Annotated in this window: 15 protein-coding genes; 7 read left to right on the top strand and 8 right to left on the bottom strand. The window is 33.7% G+C overall.

Annotated features, from left to right (window positions below; translation table 11 throughout):
• The first annotated feature begins 23 nt into the window (after positions 1-23).
• A complete protein-coding gene (locus ACIQ2Z_RS00075) occupies positions 24-470 on the top strand; it encodes a GNAT family N-acetyltransferase (protein ID WP_396182141.1) in 447 nt (148 codons plus the stop codon).
• Here the strand turns inward: ACIQ2Z_RS00075 and ACIQ2Z_RS00070 are convergent.
• The 3 genes from ACIQ2Z_RS00070 to rnpA form a co-directional block, all read right to left on the bottom strand.
• A complete protein-coding gene (locus tag ACIQ2Z_RS00070; protein ID WP_396182140.1) occupies positions 467-1,291 on the bottom strand; it encodes an OmpA family protein in 825 nt (274 codons plus the stop codon). The two genes, ACIQ2Z_RS00075 and ACIQ2Z_RS00070, sit on opposite strands and share 4 nt — an antisense overlap.
• The gene (locus ACIQ2Z_RS00065) at positions 1,288-2,925 is read right to left on the bottom strand and encodes a S41 family peptidase (protein ID WP_396182139.1); all 1,638 of its coding nucleotides are present in this window, start codon (positions 2,923-2,925) and stop codon (positions 1,288-1,290) included. The genes ACIQ2Z_RS00070 and ACIQ2Z_RS00065 overlap by 4 nt, the downstream gene beginning before the upstream one ends.
• A 139-nt stretch (positions 2,926-3,064) precedes the next feature.
• Positions 3,065-3,442, bottom strand: a complete 378-nt coding sequence (gene rnpA / locus ACIQ2Z_RS00060; protein WP_396182138.1) for a ribonuclease P protein component — start codon at positions 3,440-3,442, stop codon at positions 3,065-3,067.
• A 99-nt stretch (positions 3,443-3,541) separates the two neighbouring features.
• On the opposite strand from rnpA, the gene ACIQ2Z_RS00055 reads away from it, so the two are divergent.
• Both ACIQ2Z_RS00055 and ACIQ2Z_RS00050 read left to right on the top strand, forming a co-directional pair.
• Positions 3,542-4,585 (top strand): isoaspartyl peptidase/L-asparaginase family protein, encoded by a 1,044-nt coding sequence (locus tag ACIQ2Z_RS00055; protein WP_396182137.1) that lies wholly within the window; start codon positions 3,542-3,544, stop codon positions 4,583-4,585.
• Positions 4,586-4,737: 152 nt separating this feature from the next.
• Positions 4,738-6,021 (top strand): porin, encoded by a 1,284-nt coding sequence (locus ACIQ2Z_RS00050; protein WP_396182136.1) that lies wholly within the window; start codon positions 4,738-4,740, stop codon positions 6,019-6,021.
• A gap of 107 nt (positions 6,022-6,128) precedes the next feature.
• Here ACIQ2Z_RS00050 and ACIQ2Z_RS00045 read toward each other — a convergent pair whose 3' ends face one another.
• Genes ACIQ2Z_RS00045 through ACIQ2Z_RS00035 form a run of 3 tightly spaced genes read right to left on the bottom strand, consistent with a single transcriptional unit; the run spans position 6,129 to position 10,540 of the window.
• The gene (locus tag ACIQ2Z_RS00045) at positions 6,129-8,015 is read right to left on the bottom strand and encodes a M1 family metallopeptidase (protein WP_396182135.1); all 1,887 of its coding nucleotides are present in this window, start codon (positions 8,013-8,015) and stop codon (positions 6,129-6,131) included.
• Positions 8,016-8,020: 5 nt separating this feature from the next.
• On the bottom strand, positions 8,021-9,622 hold the full coding sequence (locus ACIQ2Z_RS00040; protein ID WP_396182134.1) for a S8 family peptidase: 1,602 nt from the start codon (positions 9,620-9,622) through the stop codon (positions 8,021-8,023).
• Between the two features lie 57 nt (positions 9,623-9,679).
• Positions 9,680-10,540: an MBL fold metallo-hydrolase gene (locus ACIQ2Z_RS00035; protein ID WP_396182133.1), complete on the bottom strand. Its 861-nt coding sequence runs from the start codon at positions 10,538-10,540 to the stop codon at positions 9,680-9,682.
• 120 nt (positions 10,541-10,660) lie between these two features.
• On the opposite strand from ACIQ2Z_RS00035, the gene ACIQ2Z_RS00030 reads away from it, so the two are divergent.
• Entirely contained in the window at positions 10,661-13,720 is a 3,060-nt protein-coding gene (locus tag ACIQ2Z_RS00030; RefSeq protein ID WP_396182132.1) for a CHAT domain-containing protein, read from the top strand.
• Here the strand turns inward: ACIQ2Z_RS00030 and ACIQ2Z_RS00025 are convergent.
• Both ACIQ2Z_RS00025 and ACIQ2Z_RS00020 read right to left on the bottom strand, forming a co-directional pair.
• Complete coding sequence (locus tag ACIQ2Z_RS00025) at positions 13,700-14,404, bottom strand: tol-pal system YbgF family protein (protein ID WP_396182131.1); 705 nt, start codon at positions 14,402-14,404, stop codon at positions 13,700-13,702. The genes ACIQ2Z_RS00030 and ACIQ2Z_RS00025 overlap by 21 nt on opposite strands.
• Positions 14,405-14,407: 3 nt before the next feature.
• Positions 14,408-14,950 (bottom strand): sigma-70 family RNA polymerase sigma factor, encoded by a 543-nt coding sequence (locus tag ACIQ2Z_RS00020; protein WP_396182130.1) that lies wholly within the window; start codon positions 14,948-14,950, stop codon positions 14,408-14,410.
• A 134-nt stretch (positions 14,951-15,084) separates the two neighbouring features.
• Here ACIQ2Z_RS00020 and ACIQ2Z_RS00015 point away from each other — a divergent pair, with 134 nt between their 5' ends.
• From ACIQ2Z_RS00015 to ACIQ2Z_RS00005, 3 genes are all read left to right on the top strand, one after another.
• Positions 15,085-16,392 (top strand): OmpA family protein, encoded by a 1,308-nt coding sequence (locus ACIQ2Z_RS00015; RefSeq protein WP_396182129.1) that lies wholly within the window; start codon positions 15,085-15,087, stop codon positions 16,390-16,392.
• A 20-nt stretch (positions 16,393-16,412) separates the two neighbouring features.
• A complete protein-coding gene (locus tag ACIQ2Z_RS00010) occupies positions 16,413-17,606 on the top strand; it encodes a hypothetical protein (RefSeq protein WP_396182128.1) in 1,194 nt (397 codons plus the stop codon).
• Between the two features lie 4 nt (positions 17,607-17,610).
• Positions 17,611-18,256: hypothetical protein (locus tag ACIQ2Z_RS00005; RefSeq protein WP_396182127.1), on the top strand; the 646-nt coding region annotated here is incomplete at its 3' end.

The following is an 18,256-nucleotide window of genomic DNA, read 5'->3' as shown; positions in this document are numbered from 1 at the left end:
GGAAGTTTTAGCTTCCCTTTTTTATGCAATTAACATTCAAAATAAAGCGTTTTAACGAGCTTTCGCTAACAGAACTTTACAATGTGCTACAATTGAGAAGTGAGGTCTTTGTGGTAGAGCAAAATTGCGTTTATCAGGATATTGACGGGAAAGATGAGAAAGCTGTTCATCTTTTAGGTACTTTTGGAGAAGAAATTGTGGCCTATGTCAGAATTTTTAAACCAGGCGATTATTTTCAAGTCGCTTCTATTGGCAGAGTAGTTGTCAAGCAATCTTATCGCGACAGAAAATGGGGTTACTATTTGATGCAGGAAGCCATTGAGGTGACAAAAACAGTTTTAAATGAAACTAATATCACGATTTCAGCTCAATTGTATTTGAAAAAGTTCTATGAAAACTTAGGATTTGTTCAAACCAGCGAAATGTATCTCGAAGATGATATTCCGCATATTGAAATGAAAAAAAGCTAAAGTTTCGTTATCACTAATTCTACCCGACGATCCAATTCCGGGCTTTTTCCTAACGAAACAGTATTTCCATATCCTTTAAAAGTTAATCGGTCTTTGGCAATTTTTTTACTAATCAAGTATTTATAAACGCTTTCAGCTCGGTTTTGAGATAATTTTCTTTTTTTGGTGGCTTTATCAATTGCTTCTTTATGGTTAGGAGGCGTACAACATACATGCCCTTGTATTTCTATATGGAGATTTTTGAATTTATTTAGAAGTTTGGCCATTTTATCTAATTCATTTTTGCATTTCACTGTTAAAACGCTGCTCCCTCTTTCAAAAAGCATATCAGAAAGCACAATTCGGTCACCCACAATATTGTCTTTAGTAAACGTTGGATAAACTCCCGGAATTTTTAAATCTTCCTTAGGCAACGGCTTTAAATTTAGTACCACATCAACACGTCTGTTTTTTGAACGAACAGCCGGAAGGTTATCAACAATATCATCCTCAATTAAGATTCTTCCTTTCCCTTCTATGGTTACAATGATTTTATTGGTAATACCGTTGTCGATAAATTTCGATTTTACTTTATTGGCTCTTTCAGTCGATAATTTTCTGTTATAATCATCTTTTCCAACGTCGTCGCAATAACCAAAAATTTGAATACTTTCAATCCGTGTACTGTCAATTTTTTTAATGAAATCAACCATTTGTGTGGTTTGTTTTAAATCAACATCCGATTTATTCGTATCAAAATAGATGGATTGTACCATTTCCTCTTGAGCAAAAAGAGAAAAACTGATGAAAAGCAGAAAAAATGCAAACCCCTGTTTTATCATTTTTTAAGTATTTTATTATACTCTGTTTGATTGGCTAAAATCGAAGTTGCTTTTTTAACCTCACTATTATTTTGAATATAGTATTGATAGAGTCCTTCTTTGTATTGGTAACGTTTTATCAATTCATCTAGTATGAGTTTTTTAATTTCAGTCTGATTTTTATTCAATTGAATTTCCTCACTTTTGCGTAAAGCGGTCATTAAATTTTGGTATTCTACTTTAATATTTTCCTCTATTTTTTCCTTTTGAGCCGTTTCTAATGTTTTTTTCAATTGCTTTTCAGTCTCAGTATCAAAAGAGAAATTTTCTTTCTTTAAAAAGCTTTTAAAATCTGTAAAATCTGCATCAGAAACTGTTGGAATTTTATTTCCTAAAGCAGGATTTTTATAATAATAAGAAGTAGCAAAATTAAATATAGCATCGTTCTTTTGAAGTGCTTCCGTAATGGAACTTAATTTAGTTTCTTCTAATTCCACATCCGGCTGAATTCCACCGCCATCATAAACCGATCTTCCCTTTTTGGTTTTAAAAGCATTAAAGTTTTTTGCATCAGTTTTTATAGCTTTTCCTTCTGCATCTTTTTTGGAATAATCCAATGCTTGAATACATCTTCCGGAAGGTGTATAATACCTCGAAATAGTTACTTTCACTTGTGTTCCATAGGTTAAATCTAATGGGCGTTGAACTAATCCTTTGCCGAAACTTCGACTTCCAACTACAACAGCACGATCCAAATCTTGTAAAGCACCGGAAACAATTTCACTGGCGGAAGCACTTTTTCCATCCACTAAAATAACCAATGGAATATCTAAATCAATAGGATCACGTGCCGTTTTATAGGTTTGATTGTGTTTTTCAATTTTTGATTTAGTCGTCACAATAATTTCGCCTTTGGGTACAAAAAGATTACAGATATTAACGGCTTCTCCTAATAATCCGCCGGGGTTACCACGAAGGTCTAAAATGATTTTTTCGGCACCTTGGGTTTTTAAATCCAATAGAGCAGCTTGGGTTTCAAAAGTGGCTTTTCTGTTAAATTGAGAAAGCACGATATAACCCGTTTTTTCATCAACTTTCCCATAAAACGGGACCGCTTTTACTTCTACTTCATCTAAAATTAGAGTGGCAGTATTTATTTTGCCTTGTCGGATAAATTTTACTTCCACTTTTGCATTTTTTGCTCCTCGCATTAATGCCGAAGCATCTTCTTTGTAATCTTTTAGCTCTACGTCGCCAATTTGTATAATTTCATCGCCTGCTTTAAGCCCGGCTTTATCGGCAGGATAGTTTTTATAAGGTTCTTTAATAATGATTTTTCCTTCTTTACGGGTAATCATTGCACCAATTCCCGTGTATTCACCCGTGTTGTTGATTTTGAATTTAACCACATCAGCTTCGTTGAAATAATTAGTATACGGATCTAAATCGGCTAGCATACTTTTAATAGCTTTATCCATCATTTCACCCGGATTGGTTTCGTCTACATAGTTCATGTTGACCGTTTTAAACAAATTGGTAAAAATTTCAATTTGTTTAGCAATTTCAAAAAAATCTTCTTTGAATCCGACTCCTGTAAATAAAAATCCGGAAAGAATAACCGGAATAATATAGCGTTTTTTAAATCTTGAAAGCATAAGAAATTATAGTATTATTTTTTAATATTTTTTACAAAAAGAATAGGGCAACTAAATTAAGTATTAAATTGAGATAAACAGTTGATAATACGTTAAACCCTTTTTCGAATAATTGAAAGCACAAATAACAAGCCAAACATTAGGTGGATTTTATTTCTTTAATAAATTTTTCAAAAAGCAAAATTGTTTTTTCATTCATTTCCTCAAAAGGCATCTCATCTTTTGTTTGGTAGAATAACATAATAGCATATGGTTTATCTAAATTTTCTAATAAAAGATGTTTATTTAATCGATAACATTCACGAAGCAGGCGTTTATAATAGTTTCTATCAACAGCAAGTTTAAAATGTTTTTTAGAAACCGAAATTCCAAATTTAATTTTTTCCTCATCTTCTAATTCTACAGGAACGTAAACCAACCGCAACGGATATTTGGAAACCGATTTTCCTTCAGAAAAAAGCAAATCAATATGCTTTTGACTCTTAATTTTTTCGTGTTTGGGATAAGTGAACGACATTGGACTTTTTAAGTTTCAACAGCAAAGGTAATCAGAAGAAATTAAATGGTATAAATTCATTTTTTTTCTATCTTTAGTGAAATATAATTTGGACAAGCAATGAAAAATTTTCCACTGTTTACAATAGTAGTAGCTATTTTATGCACAAGTTGTGACAAAAAAGAAAAAGCAACTGAAATTGCAACCACACCTTCAGAAAAATTCTGCATCGTCATTCACGGGGGAGCCGGAACCATTTTAAAGGAAAACATGTCGGATTCTTTGGAAGCGGAGTACAATCGTGTGTTAGATCTAGCCGTTTCCAAAGGTTATGAAATTCTTAAAAACGGAGGAACCAGTTTAGATGCTGTCACACAAGCCATCATGATTTTAGAAGATTCACCACTGTTCAATGCGGGAAAAGGTGCTGTTTTTACCAACGAAGGGAAAAATGAATTGGATGCTTCAATTATGGACGGTAAATCAAAAGCTGCCGGTTCAGTTGCCAGTGTTACCCGTGTAAAAAATCCGATTACCTTGGCAAGAGCCATTATGGAAGTTTCTGAACACGTGATGATGGTTGGTCTGGGTGCGGAAAAATTTGCCGAGCAAAACGGAATAGAATTAGTAGATCCGTCTTATTTCTTCACAGAAAAAAGATGGGAAGGTTTGCAAAAAGCAAAAGAACGAGAGAAAATAGAGTTAGATCATGCAGCTGCCATAAATTATGATCTTTTGATAAAAAATCAAAAATTTGGTACGGTAGGTTGTGTAGCTTTAGATAAAAAAGGAAACATAGCCGCCGGAACATCTACCGGTGGAATGACAAACAAAAGATATGGGCGAGTGGGTGATGCTCCTATTATTGGAGCCGGAACATATGCTGATAATGCTACTTGCGGAGTTTCAGCTACGGGATGGGGTGAGTTTTTTATTCGAAATGTGGTAGCCTATGACATTGCCGCTCAAATGCAATATAAAAAGGTTACTTTAGGTGAAGCTGCAAAAGAAACCATTCAGAAAAAAGTGCCTGAAATGGGCGGTGATGGCGGAATTATTGCCATTGATAAAGAGGGAAATATTGTGATGGAATTCAATACCGCAGGAATGTATCGGGCTGCTATTGATATAAATGGAAAAAAAATCATTGAAATTTATAAGTAAAGGTTTTTTTCTTAATTTTATTCCTTTAATTCTAAAAGTATGCTGATAAAATCATGAAATTAAAAACATTTGAAAACAACCAGTTTTGTTTTATTCTATCAGAATATTTTGGAAAGTAATTCTTTTTTTAAACCTTTTTAAACAAAAACACGATGCAATTATTAAGTCAAAAATTTAATTTAATTTTATTTCTAACATTTGTTTTTTTATTTTGTAACTCCACTGCAATTGCTCAACATACCGATTATGTAGATGATACCCAAACACAAGTATTAGCGGATTCAACAAAATCGTATTTTATTCCCGATGTTTCGCATAAAGAAATGAGATGGTCAAAAACCAGAAACAAATGGTTTTCTGCTAAACTTGGGTTTGCCCCCATTTTAGATTACAATGCAATTTATCAAGACAATGACAGCGAAAATCAAGTAGGCCCCCAAGAAAGCCGATGGGATATAAGAAGCGCAAGGGTTATGCTTCGAGGAAAAATCAACTTTAAAAAGAAATGGAGTTATTTACTTAGTTATGAATACAGAGGACTAGATAGAAAAGAAGACCAAGCTGCATTTGGCTTTACAGATATTAAATTGATTATTCCCATTGGGGAACATTCGGAACTTCATGTGGGAAAACAAAAAGAAACGTTTGTATATGAGATGGTAGGTGATGCTGCCAATTTACCTCATTTTGAAAGACTCTTGAATCCGTTTTTTAACAGTAGAAATAACGGAATAATTTACCGCCATTTTTTAATGAAAGACCGGATGACCATTTCTGCAGGGGTTTTTAATCAGTGGCCAGGAAATGATAAAGATCTTGATGAAGGGGCAACTACATTTACTGCAAGAGTTACAGGTTTGCCTAAATGGGAAAATGAAGGGAAAACATTTATGCACATGGGAATTGGCGTCCGATATGTGGAGGCTGAAAATGGAGTGATTCGACTCAAAGGTAAAAACGAATCAAATATTTCAGATAATTATGTTGATACTGGAAATATGGAAGCTAAACACCAATGGAATTTAAATTTTGAACAATTGTGGAGTTTGGAAAATTTTTCTGTTTTGATGGAATATGTTCATAACTGGACAGCAACAACAACTTCAGGATTAGAGCAGTTTAGTGGTTTTTATGTTACAGGCAGTTATGTTTTGAGTGGCGAACAGCGCCCATATGATATGAAAGCAGCTTATGCTCGAAGAATAAAACCAACGGGGAAATATGGTGCTTGGGAAATAGTATCCCGAATTGGTAGAAACGATTTACAAACAAGAACGATTAATGGTGGAATCAATAATCGCTATAATTTAGGTCTAAATTGGTGGGCTACTCAATATTGGAAGGCAGGATTTATCTATGGAGTTAGTAATTTAGATAAAAATGGAGTAACAGGAATAACCAATAGTTTGCAATTCAGATTGCAATGGATTTACTAATTAATTCTTATGAGATTTTAAGTTTTAAAAGATAAAAATCACTCACTTTTTTAAATGGAAAAGGGCTGAAATCTTTTCAACCCTTCTATACTATTTCTGTTTAATAATTATCTTACTTTTTCGTAGTAATTATTTTCCTTATTTACATCAGCCATCAAGCCACTTGGGTCAATCAACATCGATTTAATTTTGGCCTTTCCTTGCGAAAGCGAGAATTCATAGGTTGGATACGCCCAGTCCCAGTCTTTCAAAACGGTTCTTTTTATTTGCGGATACGGATTTTCTTTTTCAAAACGCATTAGTGGATTTGGCACATAAAAACTTTCCATGGAATCATCTTCATAAACTACTAAAATATCCAAAGGCATAGGTGTTCTACCGATGCGTTCTAAAGTGATTTTACCGCTGTCATCAATGTTTTTAATACCATAATCAATAGTGTTGGTGGTTTGGGTCCAATCAACTAAATACCAGTCTAACACAGCTCCGGAAACACGCTCTGCGGTGCGTTTAAAATCATTTGGTGTTGGATGGGTAAATTTATAATCGTGATAATAGCGTTTTAAGGTTTTCATCATGTTTTCGGCACCAATTAAATAACCTAATTGTGTTAAAAAAACGGTTCCTTTGCTGTAAGATGAAATACCGTAAACCATGTTTTCGTCGTAACGGTCAGCATGTGTGGATTGCGGCTGCTCTTTACCGGTAGTAACCATGTAAAAATAATTATTGTAGCTGCTTAAAAACGGATTTTCATCGTCTTTTTTGTTTTTAGAAGGCATTACTTCAGTCATTGCTAAATCTGAAATGAAAGAAGTAAATCCTTCATCCATCCATTCATGTTTACTTTCGTTGGTTGCTAAAATATGTTGAAACCAAGAATGTGCCATTTCATGAGCGGTAACTCCTACCAAACTTGGTAACGAACGTTTTCCGGTAATTAATGTGCACATGGCATATTCCATTCCTCCATCACCGCCTTGAATGACGGAATATTGTTTGTACGGATAGGTGCCGATAGCTTTATTGAAAAAGGATAATAATTCAGCCGTTTTTGGCTGCATATCCTTCCAATTTTTAATGTATTCAGGGTCATTTTTGTAGAGGAAATGTAATTCAACGCCATTTTCTCCAATGATTTTGTCGTGAATAAAATTGTTGTCGGCACCCCAAGCAAAATCATGCACCATTGGTGCTACAAAATGCCAGGTCAAGTTTTTGGTTTTTTTTGAATGTTTTACTTCAATACCGGTATCTTGATAGCCATGACCAATTTCATTTTTATTCTGTAAATAGCCCGAAGCTCCAATGGTATAGTTTTTATCGATGGAAATTTTGACATCATAATTTCCCCAAACACCGTGAAATTCTCTTCCGATATAGGGATCAGCATGCCAACCTTCAAAGTCGAATTCACAAATTTTTGGGTACCATTGTGTCATTGACAAAGCGACTCCTTCAGAACTATTTCTTCCCGAACGACGAATTTGTTCCGGAACTTGTCCATCAAAATCTAAAGAAAATGTAGTTTTCGATTTTGGCAAAATAGGTTTTACTAATGTTACTTCCAAAATGGTTCCCACAACTTTGACAGATGCAATTTGATCATCTTGCTTAAAGTCTCTAATGTCTAAATACCCAATTTGATCCGGTTTTAAAGTAGAAATCCGACTTTCTTTTACTTCTTTTTCTTCAACTTTGAATGTTTTGATCATCCGTTTGTCAGGATCGGTAATCGTTTGCAATCGAATATCCATTTCACTTCCCGGTTGAAAAGCATTCGGGAATAAATGAAAAAACACTTTTTTCAAAGTATCATTGGAGTTATTGGTGTATTCTAGAATTTGAGTTCCGGTATATTGAAATGACTTAACATCCATCCAAACCTCCATTTTGTAATCAGCTTGTTGTTGCCAATAACCCGGATTTGGATTGTTTTGCGCAGAAAGAATGTTAGCAATAGATAATGTTATTAAGAACGCAATTTTTTTCATAGAATTTATTTTGACATTTTATCAGCTATTAATAGGGCATTGTAGGCATTCACAATTTTTCCGGTTACAGATAATTCGTTAAAGGGAATTTTATTGGATGCATCACTACCAACGACTACTGTTTTTGGTATTGCCACACCACTTTCCATCATGATTTGTTTTACTTGAGCAGCCGTTAAATTAGGATAATACGAACGAATCAACGCGGCAACTCCTGCAGCATTTGGCGAAGCCATTGAAGTTCCTTGTTCATATTTGAATTCATTATTGGGAACCGTAGCATAGATTTTAACCCCAGGAGCAAAAACATCCACATCTTTTTTGCCATAATTAGAAAAATCAGCTACTAATCGTGTACTATATTCATAATTTAATGCACCAATTTTGATAAAATTTGACGCGATTTCTGCCTCACCTTCACGGTCGTTTGGATAACTTTCAACAACATTCAGATCCTCTGCATCGTTTCCGGCTGCATGCACAAAAAGCACGTCTTTACTAGCAGCATATTTGATGGCTTCGTATACCCATTCTTTTTGAGGAGAAAATCCTTTTCCAAAACTACCATTAATGACTTTTGCACCATTATCAGCGGCATAACGAATGGCCAACGCAATATCTTTATCATATTCATCTCCGTTTGGAACGGCACGAATAGCCATAATTTCCACATTACTTGCTACACCATCACCTCCTAAATTGTTACCTCTCACTTGTGCAATGATTCCGGCAACGTGAGTTCCGTGCAACGCATGTTTTTTATCCGGACCCCAAACTTGATTGTTGCCGTAATTTTTTGTTGAAAAATCTTCAGCATTATCACCTAAGGTTTTTCTACCATCATAATCCATCTTTAAATTGTAATTCAACATATCAAAAATTTGTTCTTGATAAGCATCTAATTCTTTGATAAATTCTTCGCGTGGTGTATTGGAAAGAATTTGTGTCATCAACAACTTATAATTTCCTAAAGTCGGGTTTGTTGTTAATATAGACTTGACATCTTCAAGGGTGTAGTTTTCCTTTTTTAAATGCTCTGTCAAAGCTTTGTCAGCATTTAGAATAAACTCTAACTGTTGTTTACCCTGAAGAGCTTCCTGTTCTTTTTCTTCAAATTTTTCTTGGGCTTTTTTAAATGTTTCTGAGCCATCGTCTCCTTTTTTCAGAATGCGAACTAACTCTAAATTTTCATTCACAATGTTTCCTAGAAAATTCCAACCATGAATATCATCAACATAACCGTTTTTGTCATCGTCGATTCCGTTTCCGTGAATTTCTTTTGGGTTGGTCCAAACCCGACCTTTTAAATCTTCGTGTTCAATATCGGTGCCGCTATCAATTACGGCAACAATGACTTTTTGTCCATTTTTGTTTTTTAATAATTCTTCATAGGCACGATCTACACTCATTCCGGGAATAGTATCCTTTAGCAAGTCTAAATGACTCCAGCGAAGTAATTCCGCATCTGTAATTTTACTGTTTTTTAAGGGAACTGTTTCTGCAGAAATCGGACTAATTTGTGTGTAAGAAATATTTTTTGAGGTTCCGCAACCGGTTAATAGCAAACCTGATACGGCAACAATAGCAATGTACTTTAAATGATTCATTTTGAAAATTTTGAGGTAAAAATATAATTTTATTAAAGTATAATTAGGAGATTAACACTATCTTAAGACATCTTCACATTTGAAAACTTCTTTTAAGCGAACGCCTTTTTCTGTTTTTTCAACAGTGATGATTTCGTTGTGAGCATCATGTTCTAAAAATAAGTAGTAATTATCTTCAGCAGCAATATTCATAAATTTAGCTTTTTCATCCAATGTTAACAGTGGTCGGGTGTCATAACCCATCACATAAGGCAAAGGCAAATGTCCAGCAGTTGGCAATAAATCGGCACAAAAAACAATGGTTTTATCTTGGTATTTGATATGTGGAAGCATTTGCTTCTCAGTATGACCATCAGCATAAAAAATACCGAAATCCATTTCTTCCGAAAAACCAAAATCACTGTTGGGTCTTTTAATAAAATTTAACTGACCACTTTCTTGCATTGGAATGATATTCTCGTGCAGAAAAGAAGCTTTTTCACGTGAATTGGGTTTAGTAGCCCATTCCCAATGATTTTCATTTGTCCAAAATTTTGCATTTTTGAAAGCGACTTCATAGCCTGTGCGGTCTTTGTTCCAGTTTACGCTACCTCCACAGTGGTCAAAATGAAGATGCGTCATAAAAACATCCGTCACATCATCACGATGAAAACCATAGCTAGCCAGAGATTTATCTAAAGAATGTTCCCCCCAAAGTGAATAATAACCAAAAAACTTATCCGATTGTTTACTTCCCATTCCAGTATCGATCAAAATCAATCGCTTTCCTTCTTCAATTAATAAACAGCGGGCAGCAATATCGATGAGGTTGTTTTCGTCTGCGGGATTGGTTTTATTCCAAATAGTTTTGGGCACCACACCAAACATAGCGCCACCATCGAGTTTAAAATTACCTGCTTCTATAGGGTAGATTTTCATTGTTTTTTTTACAAAGATAATTATTGCTGTTTTAAGAATCCGAAAACAATGTTTACTTTTATAGCATAAATGTTTACTTTTTAGTGAAACGAACACCAATAAGTTAAATCATAGCTAAAAATGAAAAAACTTTGTATTCTATTTTTAGTCGTACCCGTTGTTTTTTACGGTCAAAATATTGCAAATCAGTTGTTGCAAAAAAAAGCAGATTCACTGACCAATATTCAAAAATTCGACGAATCAATTCGTATTTGGGAACAATTGTTGAACAACCAAAACGACAAGAATTCAGCTCTTTATTCGGCAAATTATTTTTACTGTAAAGCGTTAAATGAGGTAAATAAAGGAAATGATGAACAAGCGGCACTTTATTTTAAGCAAGTCATTCCATTTCATTCAAAATTAAAACCAACTCCTCAAAACAAAAAATTAATCAGTAACACTTATTTAGAATTGTCATATTGTTTAGATGATTGGGACGAAGCACTCAAATACTTAAAACTATGTTATGATTATACTTTAAAAAACCTTCCAGTAGATGCCAATTTATACCTTTCTCTGATTGACATTGGCGATGTTCAAAGGCGCATGAGAAACTACGAGCAATCGATTGTTTCCTTAGAAAAAGCACTAAAATCCATTTATAAATTGGCACCTACAGAGTATGAAGAATTGGGATATGTTCACAATCTTTTGGCAGTATCGTATTCTAATTTGCACTTTTACAACCAATCTTTACATCACTATTCCAAAAGCTTAGCGCTTCACATTAAATCGGATAGAGCAGATAAGGCTTACGTAGTTAATTCGGCTAATAACACTATTTGGGAAAGTTTGAAGTATGGAGATGAAACCAAAGCAAGGGAAATTTTAACCTATCTAAATCAAAATTTTTACAAGTGGTTCAAACGCAAAGAATTTGCAACAACCGATGTCGGAACGCTGCAAAATTGGAATTTGCATTTTAGATCGCTGCTTTATTTATCCAATCTTAGAATGAATCTTTTAGACCAAAAGGAAACCGAAGCTAAAAAATACCTTGATTCGATAGCTTTAGTTTTTGATAAATATCTGAATGACCGAAAAAAGAAGGATAATACTTTGTTGCTCAGTCGGTATGCATATGAAGAGGTGTATTTTTCCAAAGCAGTCGACGATGCTGTGAACAGCAAAAATCACATCGAATTCAACTTAAAAACACTTCAAATAGCGCGCAAAAGTGAATCCAAACACGATGAATTGGTTGCCTGTTTAAAACTAGCCAATGCTTATGCGCGATATAAAAAATATAAAGAAGCATTCGCCATCATTGAGGAATCCAAAAAAATAAAAGAGCCTTTTTTCAATGCTTCACGTTTTACGATTGAAGTGTTGGAAGCCACGTTGCATCATAATTTAAATCAAGACAATGAGTCGAAGACTATCTTTTTAAAGTCGTATCAAAAGTTATTAGCGAAACAAAAAACACTCAAGAATTTAAAAAGTTTAAAATACGCTGATTTCAAAAAGTTCAACAGCGATGTTTTTATTAGAAATGTTTTAAATACAGCAAACATATACTATAAAAGCTATGAAAAGAACAAAAGTACAGACGATTTAATTACTGCAAATAATCTGTATTTTATTGTTTCAGACATGTTCAGCGAATTTTATCAAAAAGGAAAATACAACTATCGTTTGAACGAATTTAATAAAGAAATTGCTTCAGGACTTTTGCAAACGCAATTGCTAATCAATCCGAACGACATCAAGAAAATTAAAGCTATTTTAAATCGAATTGAAAATAATTCATCGCAGCATTTATGGAATATTTTCGAATCCAAAAACAGTCAAAATCTAAAAGTTCCGCCAGCTTTGATTCAGGAATACAACCAATTGGTATTTGAAAAAAACAGTTTGTTAGAAACCAAAGAATCCAAAGTTCAAAAAGGAGAGTTGGACAAAAGCTTATTAGCTATCGATAGGGAAATTGAGCAAAAACGTAATGTAATAAATAAATTCGACCCGTCATATCAGCAATTTAAATCAAATAATTTTGATGTGAATGAGATTCAAAATCAGTTGAAAAACAATCAATTGATGATTAAATACGTGGTTACGGATGCCAAAACGTTTGCTTTTATCATAGACAAAAACACCGTCGGATTAACCTATTTATCAACAACTCAATCTTTAAAATTATTGGTCGAGCAAAATCTAAAAAGCATTCGTTTAATTACAAATGATTACATAGAAAGTGCTGGGAAATTACATGAAAAGCTACTTCAACCCATTTTAAAAAATCGATTGGACGCGTCGCTTATTATCATTCCGGAAGATTTTTTAAACAGAATTTCCTTCGAAAGTTTACAAGACAGAAACCGCAAATGGGTGGCAGAATATCATTTAGTTAGTTATGCCTATTCCATCAAATTATGGAATTTTTTGCAAAAAAAAATGAACGGAGTCGACTCGAACCGATTTGTATCTTTTGCACCCAATTATTCAAAAATTCCAACAGCGAATCAAAGTAGAGGTCTACGAAGGGGCAATTTGTTTGATTTGATCGAAGCCAAAAATGAAGCTAAAGCCGTGAGTGAATTATTTGAAGGAGAATTATTTTTGAACGAAAAAGCGACACGTGCCAATTTTTTGCAATCGACTACCTTATACAATTTTCATCATTTGGCCATGCATTCCCTTATGGAAAATGATTACAATCAATCGTCTTTGGTTTTTACAAACAATCAAAAAGTGTTTTTCAACGAATTGTACCAACTTAATTTTCCAGCAAAAATGGTTGTTTTAAGCGCATGCGATACTGGAAACGGAAATTTAAAATCGGGTGAAGGCATAATGAGTTTGTCACGTGCATTAACCTATGCAGGTGTACAATCGTCTGTATATAGTTTGTGGCAAGTTCCAGACAAAGAAACTTCGGAGATTATTGTTTCTTTTTATAAAAATTTAAAAGAAGGGCAACCAAAAGACAAAGCCTTAGCAAACGCTAAAAAACAATTTTTGGCAAACAATCCTATGAAGCAACATCCGTTTTATTGGGCAGGATTTGTTGTAAATGGCGATGTTTCACCTATAGCAAATCCAATAAATAATTGGGTTTGGATTGTTCTTGCTGGAGGAATTTTAATCGTTATTCTTGGATTTGTTTTCAGAAAAAAATTACTCCAATTCAGACAATAATTTTTTCGCCATTTCTTGTTGCTGGTTTTCCGTTTCAGAAAGTGATTTCAATAACGGAATGGCATTTTCTAGCTGATTTTCTTTTATGTATGATAGCGCCAAATACCATTTTACAAAAGGCGTAAAACTGTTGTTTTTCTTTACGTCAAATTGATTAAAAGTTGCAATCGCGTCTTTAGTTTTCTGTAGCTCCATCAAAGATAATCCTTTGTAAAACAAGGCGTAATCATCTTGTTCTACATCATAAATTTTAGAAAATAATTCGAGCGCTTTGGCATAATTTCCGTTATCATATTCAAAAAAAGCTTCTGATTTGATGTCATTGCTATTTTCTCCACGAACCGTTGGTGCTACAACATTAGGATAAGATTGGTAATAATCGTCATAAATAGTTGTAGTTGATTGTTGTGTAAAATAAAATCCTAAACCGCAAATCAAAACAATACATGCTGCAGCATACCAAACTTTGAAGGATTTTACTTTGGGTTTTGTTTCTTCAAATGCTTGTAGTTTTTTCTTTAATGCTGTTCTTTCAGCTGAGGTAATTGCTCTTTTTACCTTTTTTTGAAAGGCAACTTCTTTAGCGAAATCAGCATCGGTTTCCATCAAAAAATCAAATTGTATTTGCTCTTCTGTGGAAAGCGTTTTTTCAAAATAGTTGCTTATAAGTGTTTCTTTATCCATTTTTTATTTCTTTATCAAATCTTTCAATTGCTTCAAGCAACGTGATTTTTGACTTTTTAAAACGTCTTTATTGGTATAATTTAATTCGATTTGAATGGCATCTAGTTTTTTTTCTTCATAATAAAATAGGCGTAAAACTTTTTGACATTGCTCTCCTAATTTTTTAAAATTATTTTGTAAAAGTATCATTTCATTATCGTTTTCGTCTTCCTCATTATCTTCAATTACTTGTGTCAACTGTGCATCATAATCTATAGAAACCGCTTTATTTTTCGATTTTAATTTTTTGTAAATCATGTATTTACCAATCGAAAAAAGATAAGTTGATATACTGCTTTCTAAAGTATCAATCGTTCCTTTTTTGGCATTTTCGCACAAGGCAATAATACTGTCCTGGTAAGTGTCAAGCACATCATCAGCCGGTAAATTGTATCGTGCTGCAAAAAGAGAAAACCCATTTTTATTTTCTACATAAATAGAATGAATGGTTTTTTCATCGCCTTTTTTAAGCTTTTCAATAATCAACAGATGATTTGGTTTACCCATTAGTGCAAGTATTTAATCAAAAGTAAACATTTATCAATGTAAAAATAATTTTTTTAGATCGATGTTTACTTTTTTTTCTTCTTAGCACTAAACTAAAAACGAATTGTAATTAACAACTAAAAAACAATACCATTATGAAAACACTCATTACCATGATGTTGCTAATTTTTACGACAGTAACCAGTTATTCACAAGAAACAGTGGGAGAAAAAGTTCTTAAAAATGCCAAAGACAAAACCTATCAACGAGGCGAGCAAAAAGGTGACCAAACAGTAGATGGCGCTCTAAATAAGGTTGAGGATAAAATTGATAATATCTTTAAGAAAAAAGATAAGAAAAAGAAAACCGACGAACCGCAAAAAGAAAACCAATCGGAAAACCAAGAACAAAATCAACAACAAAGTCAGGAAAATAATCCAACTAAAGCTTCAAAATCAGTTAAATCCAACTCGAAATTTGATTTCGTTGCAGGTGAAAAACAATTGTATTTCGACAATTTTGAACGACTAGCCGTTGGCGATTTTCCAATGGAATTCAACACCAATGCTAGCGGAGAAATAGTAAATGTTGATGAGAAAAACGAAAAATGGCTCAATATGACCAAAAATGGTGCTTTTGTTCCGGATAACATTAAAAAGCTTCCAGATAACTTCACGTTAGAATTTGAAATAGGTATAGATAAAGATCCAACAAATAATTATTCGGGTTTTGGGCTCAATTTTAGTACCGTACCCGATAATTTGATGCTAGATATGTTTTTCAGCAAAGGCAACTCTATTGTCTATTTGCATCCTGGCGCTGGTGAAGCTTCAATTTATGTAAATCCAATATCTGGAACTGAAATCAATAATAGTGTAAAAATGCCGCAATGGGACGCCAGAAATGACCAAAATTTTGCAAAAGTATCTGTTTGGAGGCAAGAGGGACGCCTTCGGGTTTATGTAAATGAAGACAAGTTGTTTGACGTTCCCAGATTTTTTGCAGATAAAAACACCTATGATTTTGCCTTTTTTAGAAGTTTTTTTGAAGAATGTGAAGTTTACTTAACTAACATTCGTTTCGCAGTTGCTGGTGCTGATAATCGAAATAAACTTATTACCGAAGGAAGATTTGTAACCAACGGAATTTTATTTGACGTGAACAGTGATAATATCAAGCCCGAAAGCGGAACCGTGCTAAAAGAAATGGCAACTACATTACAAGAAAACCCAATAGTTAGAGTAAAAATAATTGGTCATACTGATAGTGATGGTGCTGATACTGCCAATTTAGCTTTATCTCAAAAAAGAGCTGCAGCAGTAAAAACAGCGTTGTCGAGCTTCTATGGTATTGATGGTTCAAGAATAGAAACGGATGGAAAAGGCGAAAGCCAACCACTCAACAAAAACGCTACTGCATCAGAAAAGGCAGAAAACAGAAGAGTAGAATTTATAAAATTATAATAACTAAAAAACATTAAAAAATGAAAAAATTGTATAGCACATTCGTCCTTATTTTTTTAACACAACTGTGCGTTTTTGCACAAGAATGGACAGGAACATTTAGCACAAAATATGGTGATTTAAAACTAGTTACCGAAAATGGATTTATTTATGGTGATTATGCTAATGGTGGCACAATCCTAGCTGTCGAAAAAAAATTCAATGGTGGTTCACGACTTTGTGGATTGTTTCATAATGGTGCCGATAGAGGAAAGTTTTATTTTGAAAAGACAACGAGTAGCAAAGACATAAGAGGTCATTTTAATTACGATAACAACATCACTTTAAATGACATTACTAATGATGCTATTTTTCAAATGAAGTTTGATTTTGATGCCAAATGGCTTTGGGATGGAACAAAAGCGAATAATACTTCGCCAACAGATACTAAAACCGCCGTTTTTAATGGTTTATGGAATACTACCGATGGCAATTTAATACTACAACAAGTAGGAAACAAAGTAACTGGAACCTATAAAAATGTTGGCACAGTTGATGGCATTTACAATACACAAACCAGAAAATTAAAAGGAACTTTCTACAACAATACCACCAAAAAAACAGGTCATTTTGAATTTGATTTTGAAGGAAACACGTTCAAAGGAAAATGGGGTTGGACAGCAGCCATGACTGATGGAAATTGGAACGGGACAAAAAATGTTAAGAATAATAAGGTTGTGGTGACTACGAGTACTACTGCAACAACTAATTCAGGTACTACAAAGTTTATTGTTTCATCTGTAAACATAGAAGCATACAAAGAAAATATCTATGGCTTTTGGGGTTTCAAATTATTTAAAGTTACAACATCTGGCAGAGAACAAGTACAAAATTTTGGCAACAAACCTTCGGATGTTTTTAATCAAACTGAAAACGGTACTAAAGTTATCAAAACGGATAGTTACACCTTTCCAAATAGCCCAGAATTTTTTAGAGAGTTTATCATTCCAAACGCTGATTTAACAAATCCAGCTATTAAATATGAACTTGAAGTATATATTCACGCCAAAAACCGACAAATTGGAGCCAATATAGATTATGGAAAGAAAAAAGAAATATATCGCCTTGACAACATCGAATTTAATAAAAATATTAGAATAGATTTTGTTGCAGATGGTGCAACTATTTTTACTGGTGGTGCGGGTTATTATAATTTCAAAATTACAAAACTTTAATCAAATGAAAACAGCACTCCTATCCTTACTAAGCATTTTCCTTTTTGCTTTTACCTGTACTGGCGATAAAAAAGAAAATCTCGAAAGTCAAGCCAACCAAGCTATTGATGAAGTTGTTGGCAAATCTGCCGATGAATTTAATGGAAAATTAGATCAATTGTTAACCTTAGAAATGGCTTCAGAAGTTTCGGGTTATACCTCAACAGAGGCCGAAAAAGACTATAATCAAGTATTAAAAAGTCCTGCTACACATTCGGTTTCCTATCGATGGAAAAAAGGAAGAAACAAGCAAATCAAAAATCCAATGAACAGCGAAATGATGGATATTCCAACAGCTGATTTCATTCAACTTTCTTGGGTAAAAAACACCACTTTGAAAGAATTCAAATTCAATTATCATACACCAACTGCCGAAGAACTTGCCAATGCCAATAAAGCGATGAGTGAAAAAGCAAACGAAATGCAACAACAAGGAAAAGTCGATGCTTCGCTAGCCAATATGGCGAAAGGAATGGCAAGCGATATGGCAAAAGGACTTTCGTTTGATGAAATTAAAGGTGTTGGCGAGTACGCTGTTTGGAACAATAAATATAAAGAACTAAAAGTATTCTATAAAGGTTTAGAATTTCAAATCACAACCGAAATGTCAG

Origin of the sequence: Flavobacterium sp. (assembly GCF_044361015.1) — a bacterium.
Taxonomy (GTDB): domain Bacteria; phylum Bacteroidota; class Bacteroidia; order Flavobacteriales; family Flavobacteriaceae; genus Flavobacterium.
Note: the sequence above shows the minus strand (reverse complement) of the source record. Positions and strands in the feature narration are given on the sequence as shown.

Bases quoted from the DNA above. Each gene is read 5' to 3' on its own strand.
- ACIQ2Z_RS00075 (WP_396182141.1), top strand. From the start codon at position 24: ATGCAATTAACATTCAAAATAAAGCGTTTTAACGAGCTTTCGCTAACA.
- ACIQ2Z_RS00070 (WP_396182140.1), bottom strand. From the start codon at position 1,291: ATGATAAAACAGGGGTTTGCATTTTTTCTGCTTTTCATCAGTTTTTCT.
- ACIQ2Z_RS00065 (WP_396182139.1), bottom strand. From the start codon at position 2,925: ATGCTTTCAAGATTTAAAAAACGCTATATTATTCCGGTTATTCTTTCC.
- rnpA (WP_396182138.1), bottom strand. From the start codon at position 3,442: ATGTCGTTCACTTATCCCAAACACGAAAAAATTAAGAGTCAAAAGCAT.
- ACIQ2Z_RS00055 (WP_396182137.1), top strand. From the start codon at position 3,542: ATGAAAAATTTTCCACTGTTTACAATAGTAGTAGCTATTTTATGCACA.
- ACIQ2Z_RS00050 (WP_396182136.1), top strand. From the start codon at position 4,738: ATGCAATTATTAAGTCAAAAATTTAATTTAATTTTATTTCTAACATTT.
- ACIQ2Z_RS00045 (WP_396182135.1), bottom strand. From the start codon at position 8,015: ATGAAAAAAATTGCGTTCTTAATAACATTATCTATTGCTAACATTCTT.
- ACIQ2Z_RS00040 (WP_396182134.1), bottom strand. From the start codon at position 9,622: ATGAATCATTTAAAGTACATTGCTATTGTTGCCGTATCAGGTTTGCTA.
- ACIQ2Z_RS00035 (WP_396182133.1), bottom strand. From the start codon at position 10,540: ATGAAAATCTACCCTATAGAAGCAGGTAATTTTAAACTCGATGGTGGC.
- ACIQ2Z_RS00030 (WP_396182132.1), top strand. From the start codon at position 10,661: ATGAAAAAACTTTGTATTCTATTTTTAGTCGTACCCGTTGTTTTTTAC.
- ACIQ2Z_RS00025 (WP_396182131.1), bottom strand. From the start codon at position 14,404: ATGGATAAAGAAACACTTATAAGCAACTATTTTGAAAAAACGCTTTCC.
- ACIQ2Z_RS00020 (WP_396182130.1), bottom strand. From the start codon at position 14,950: ATGGGTAAACCAAATCATCTGTTGATTATTGAAAAGCTTAAAAAAGGC.
- ACIQ2Z_RS00015 (WP_396182129.1), top strand. From the start codon at position 15,085: ATGAAAACACTCATTACCATGATGTTGCTAATTTTTACGACAGTAACC.
- ACIQ2Z_RS00010 (WP_396182128.1), top strand. From the start codon at position 16,413: ATGAAAAAATTGTATAGCACATTCGTCCTTATTTTTTTAACACAACTG.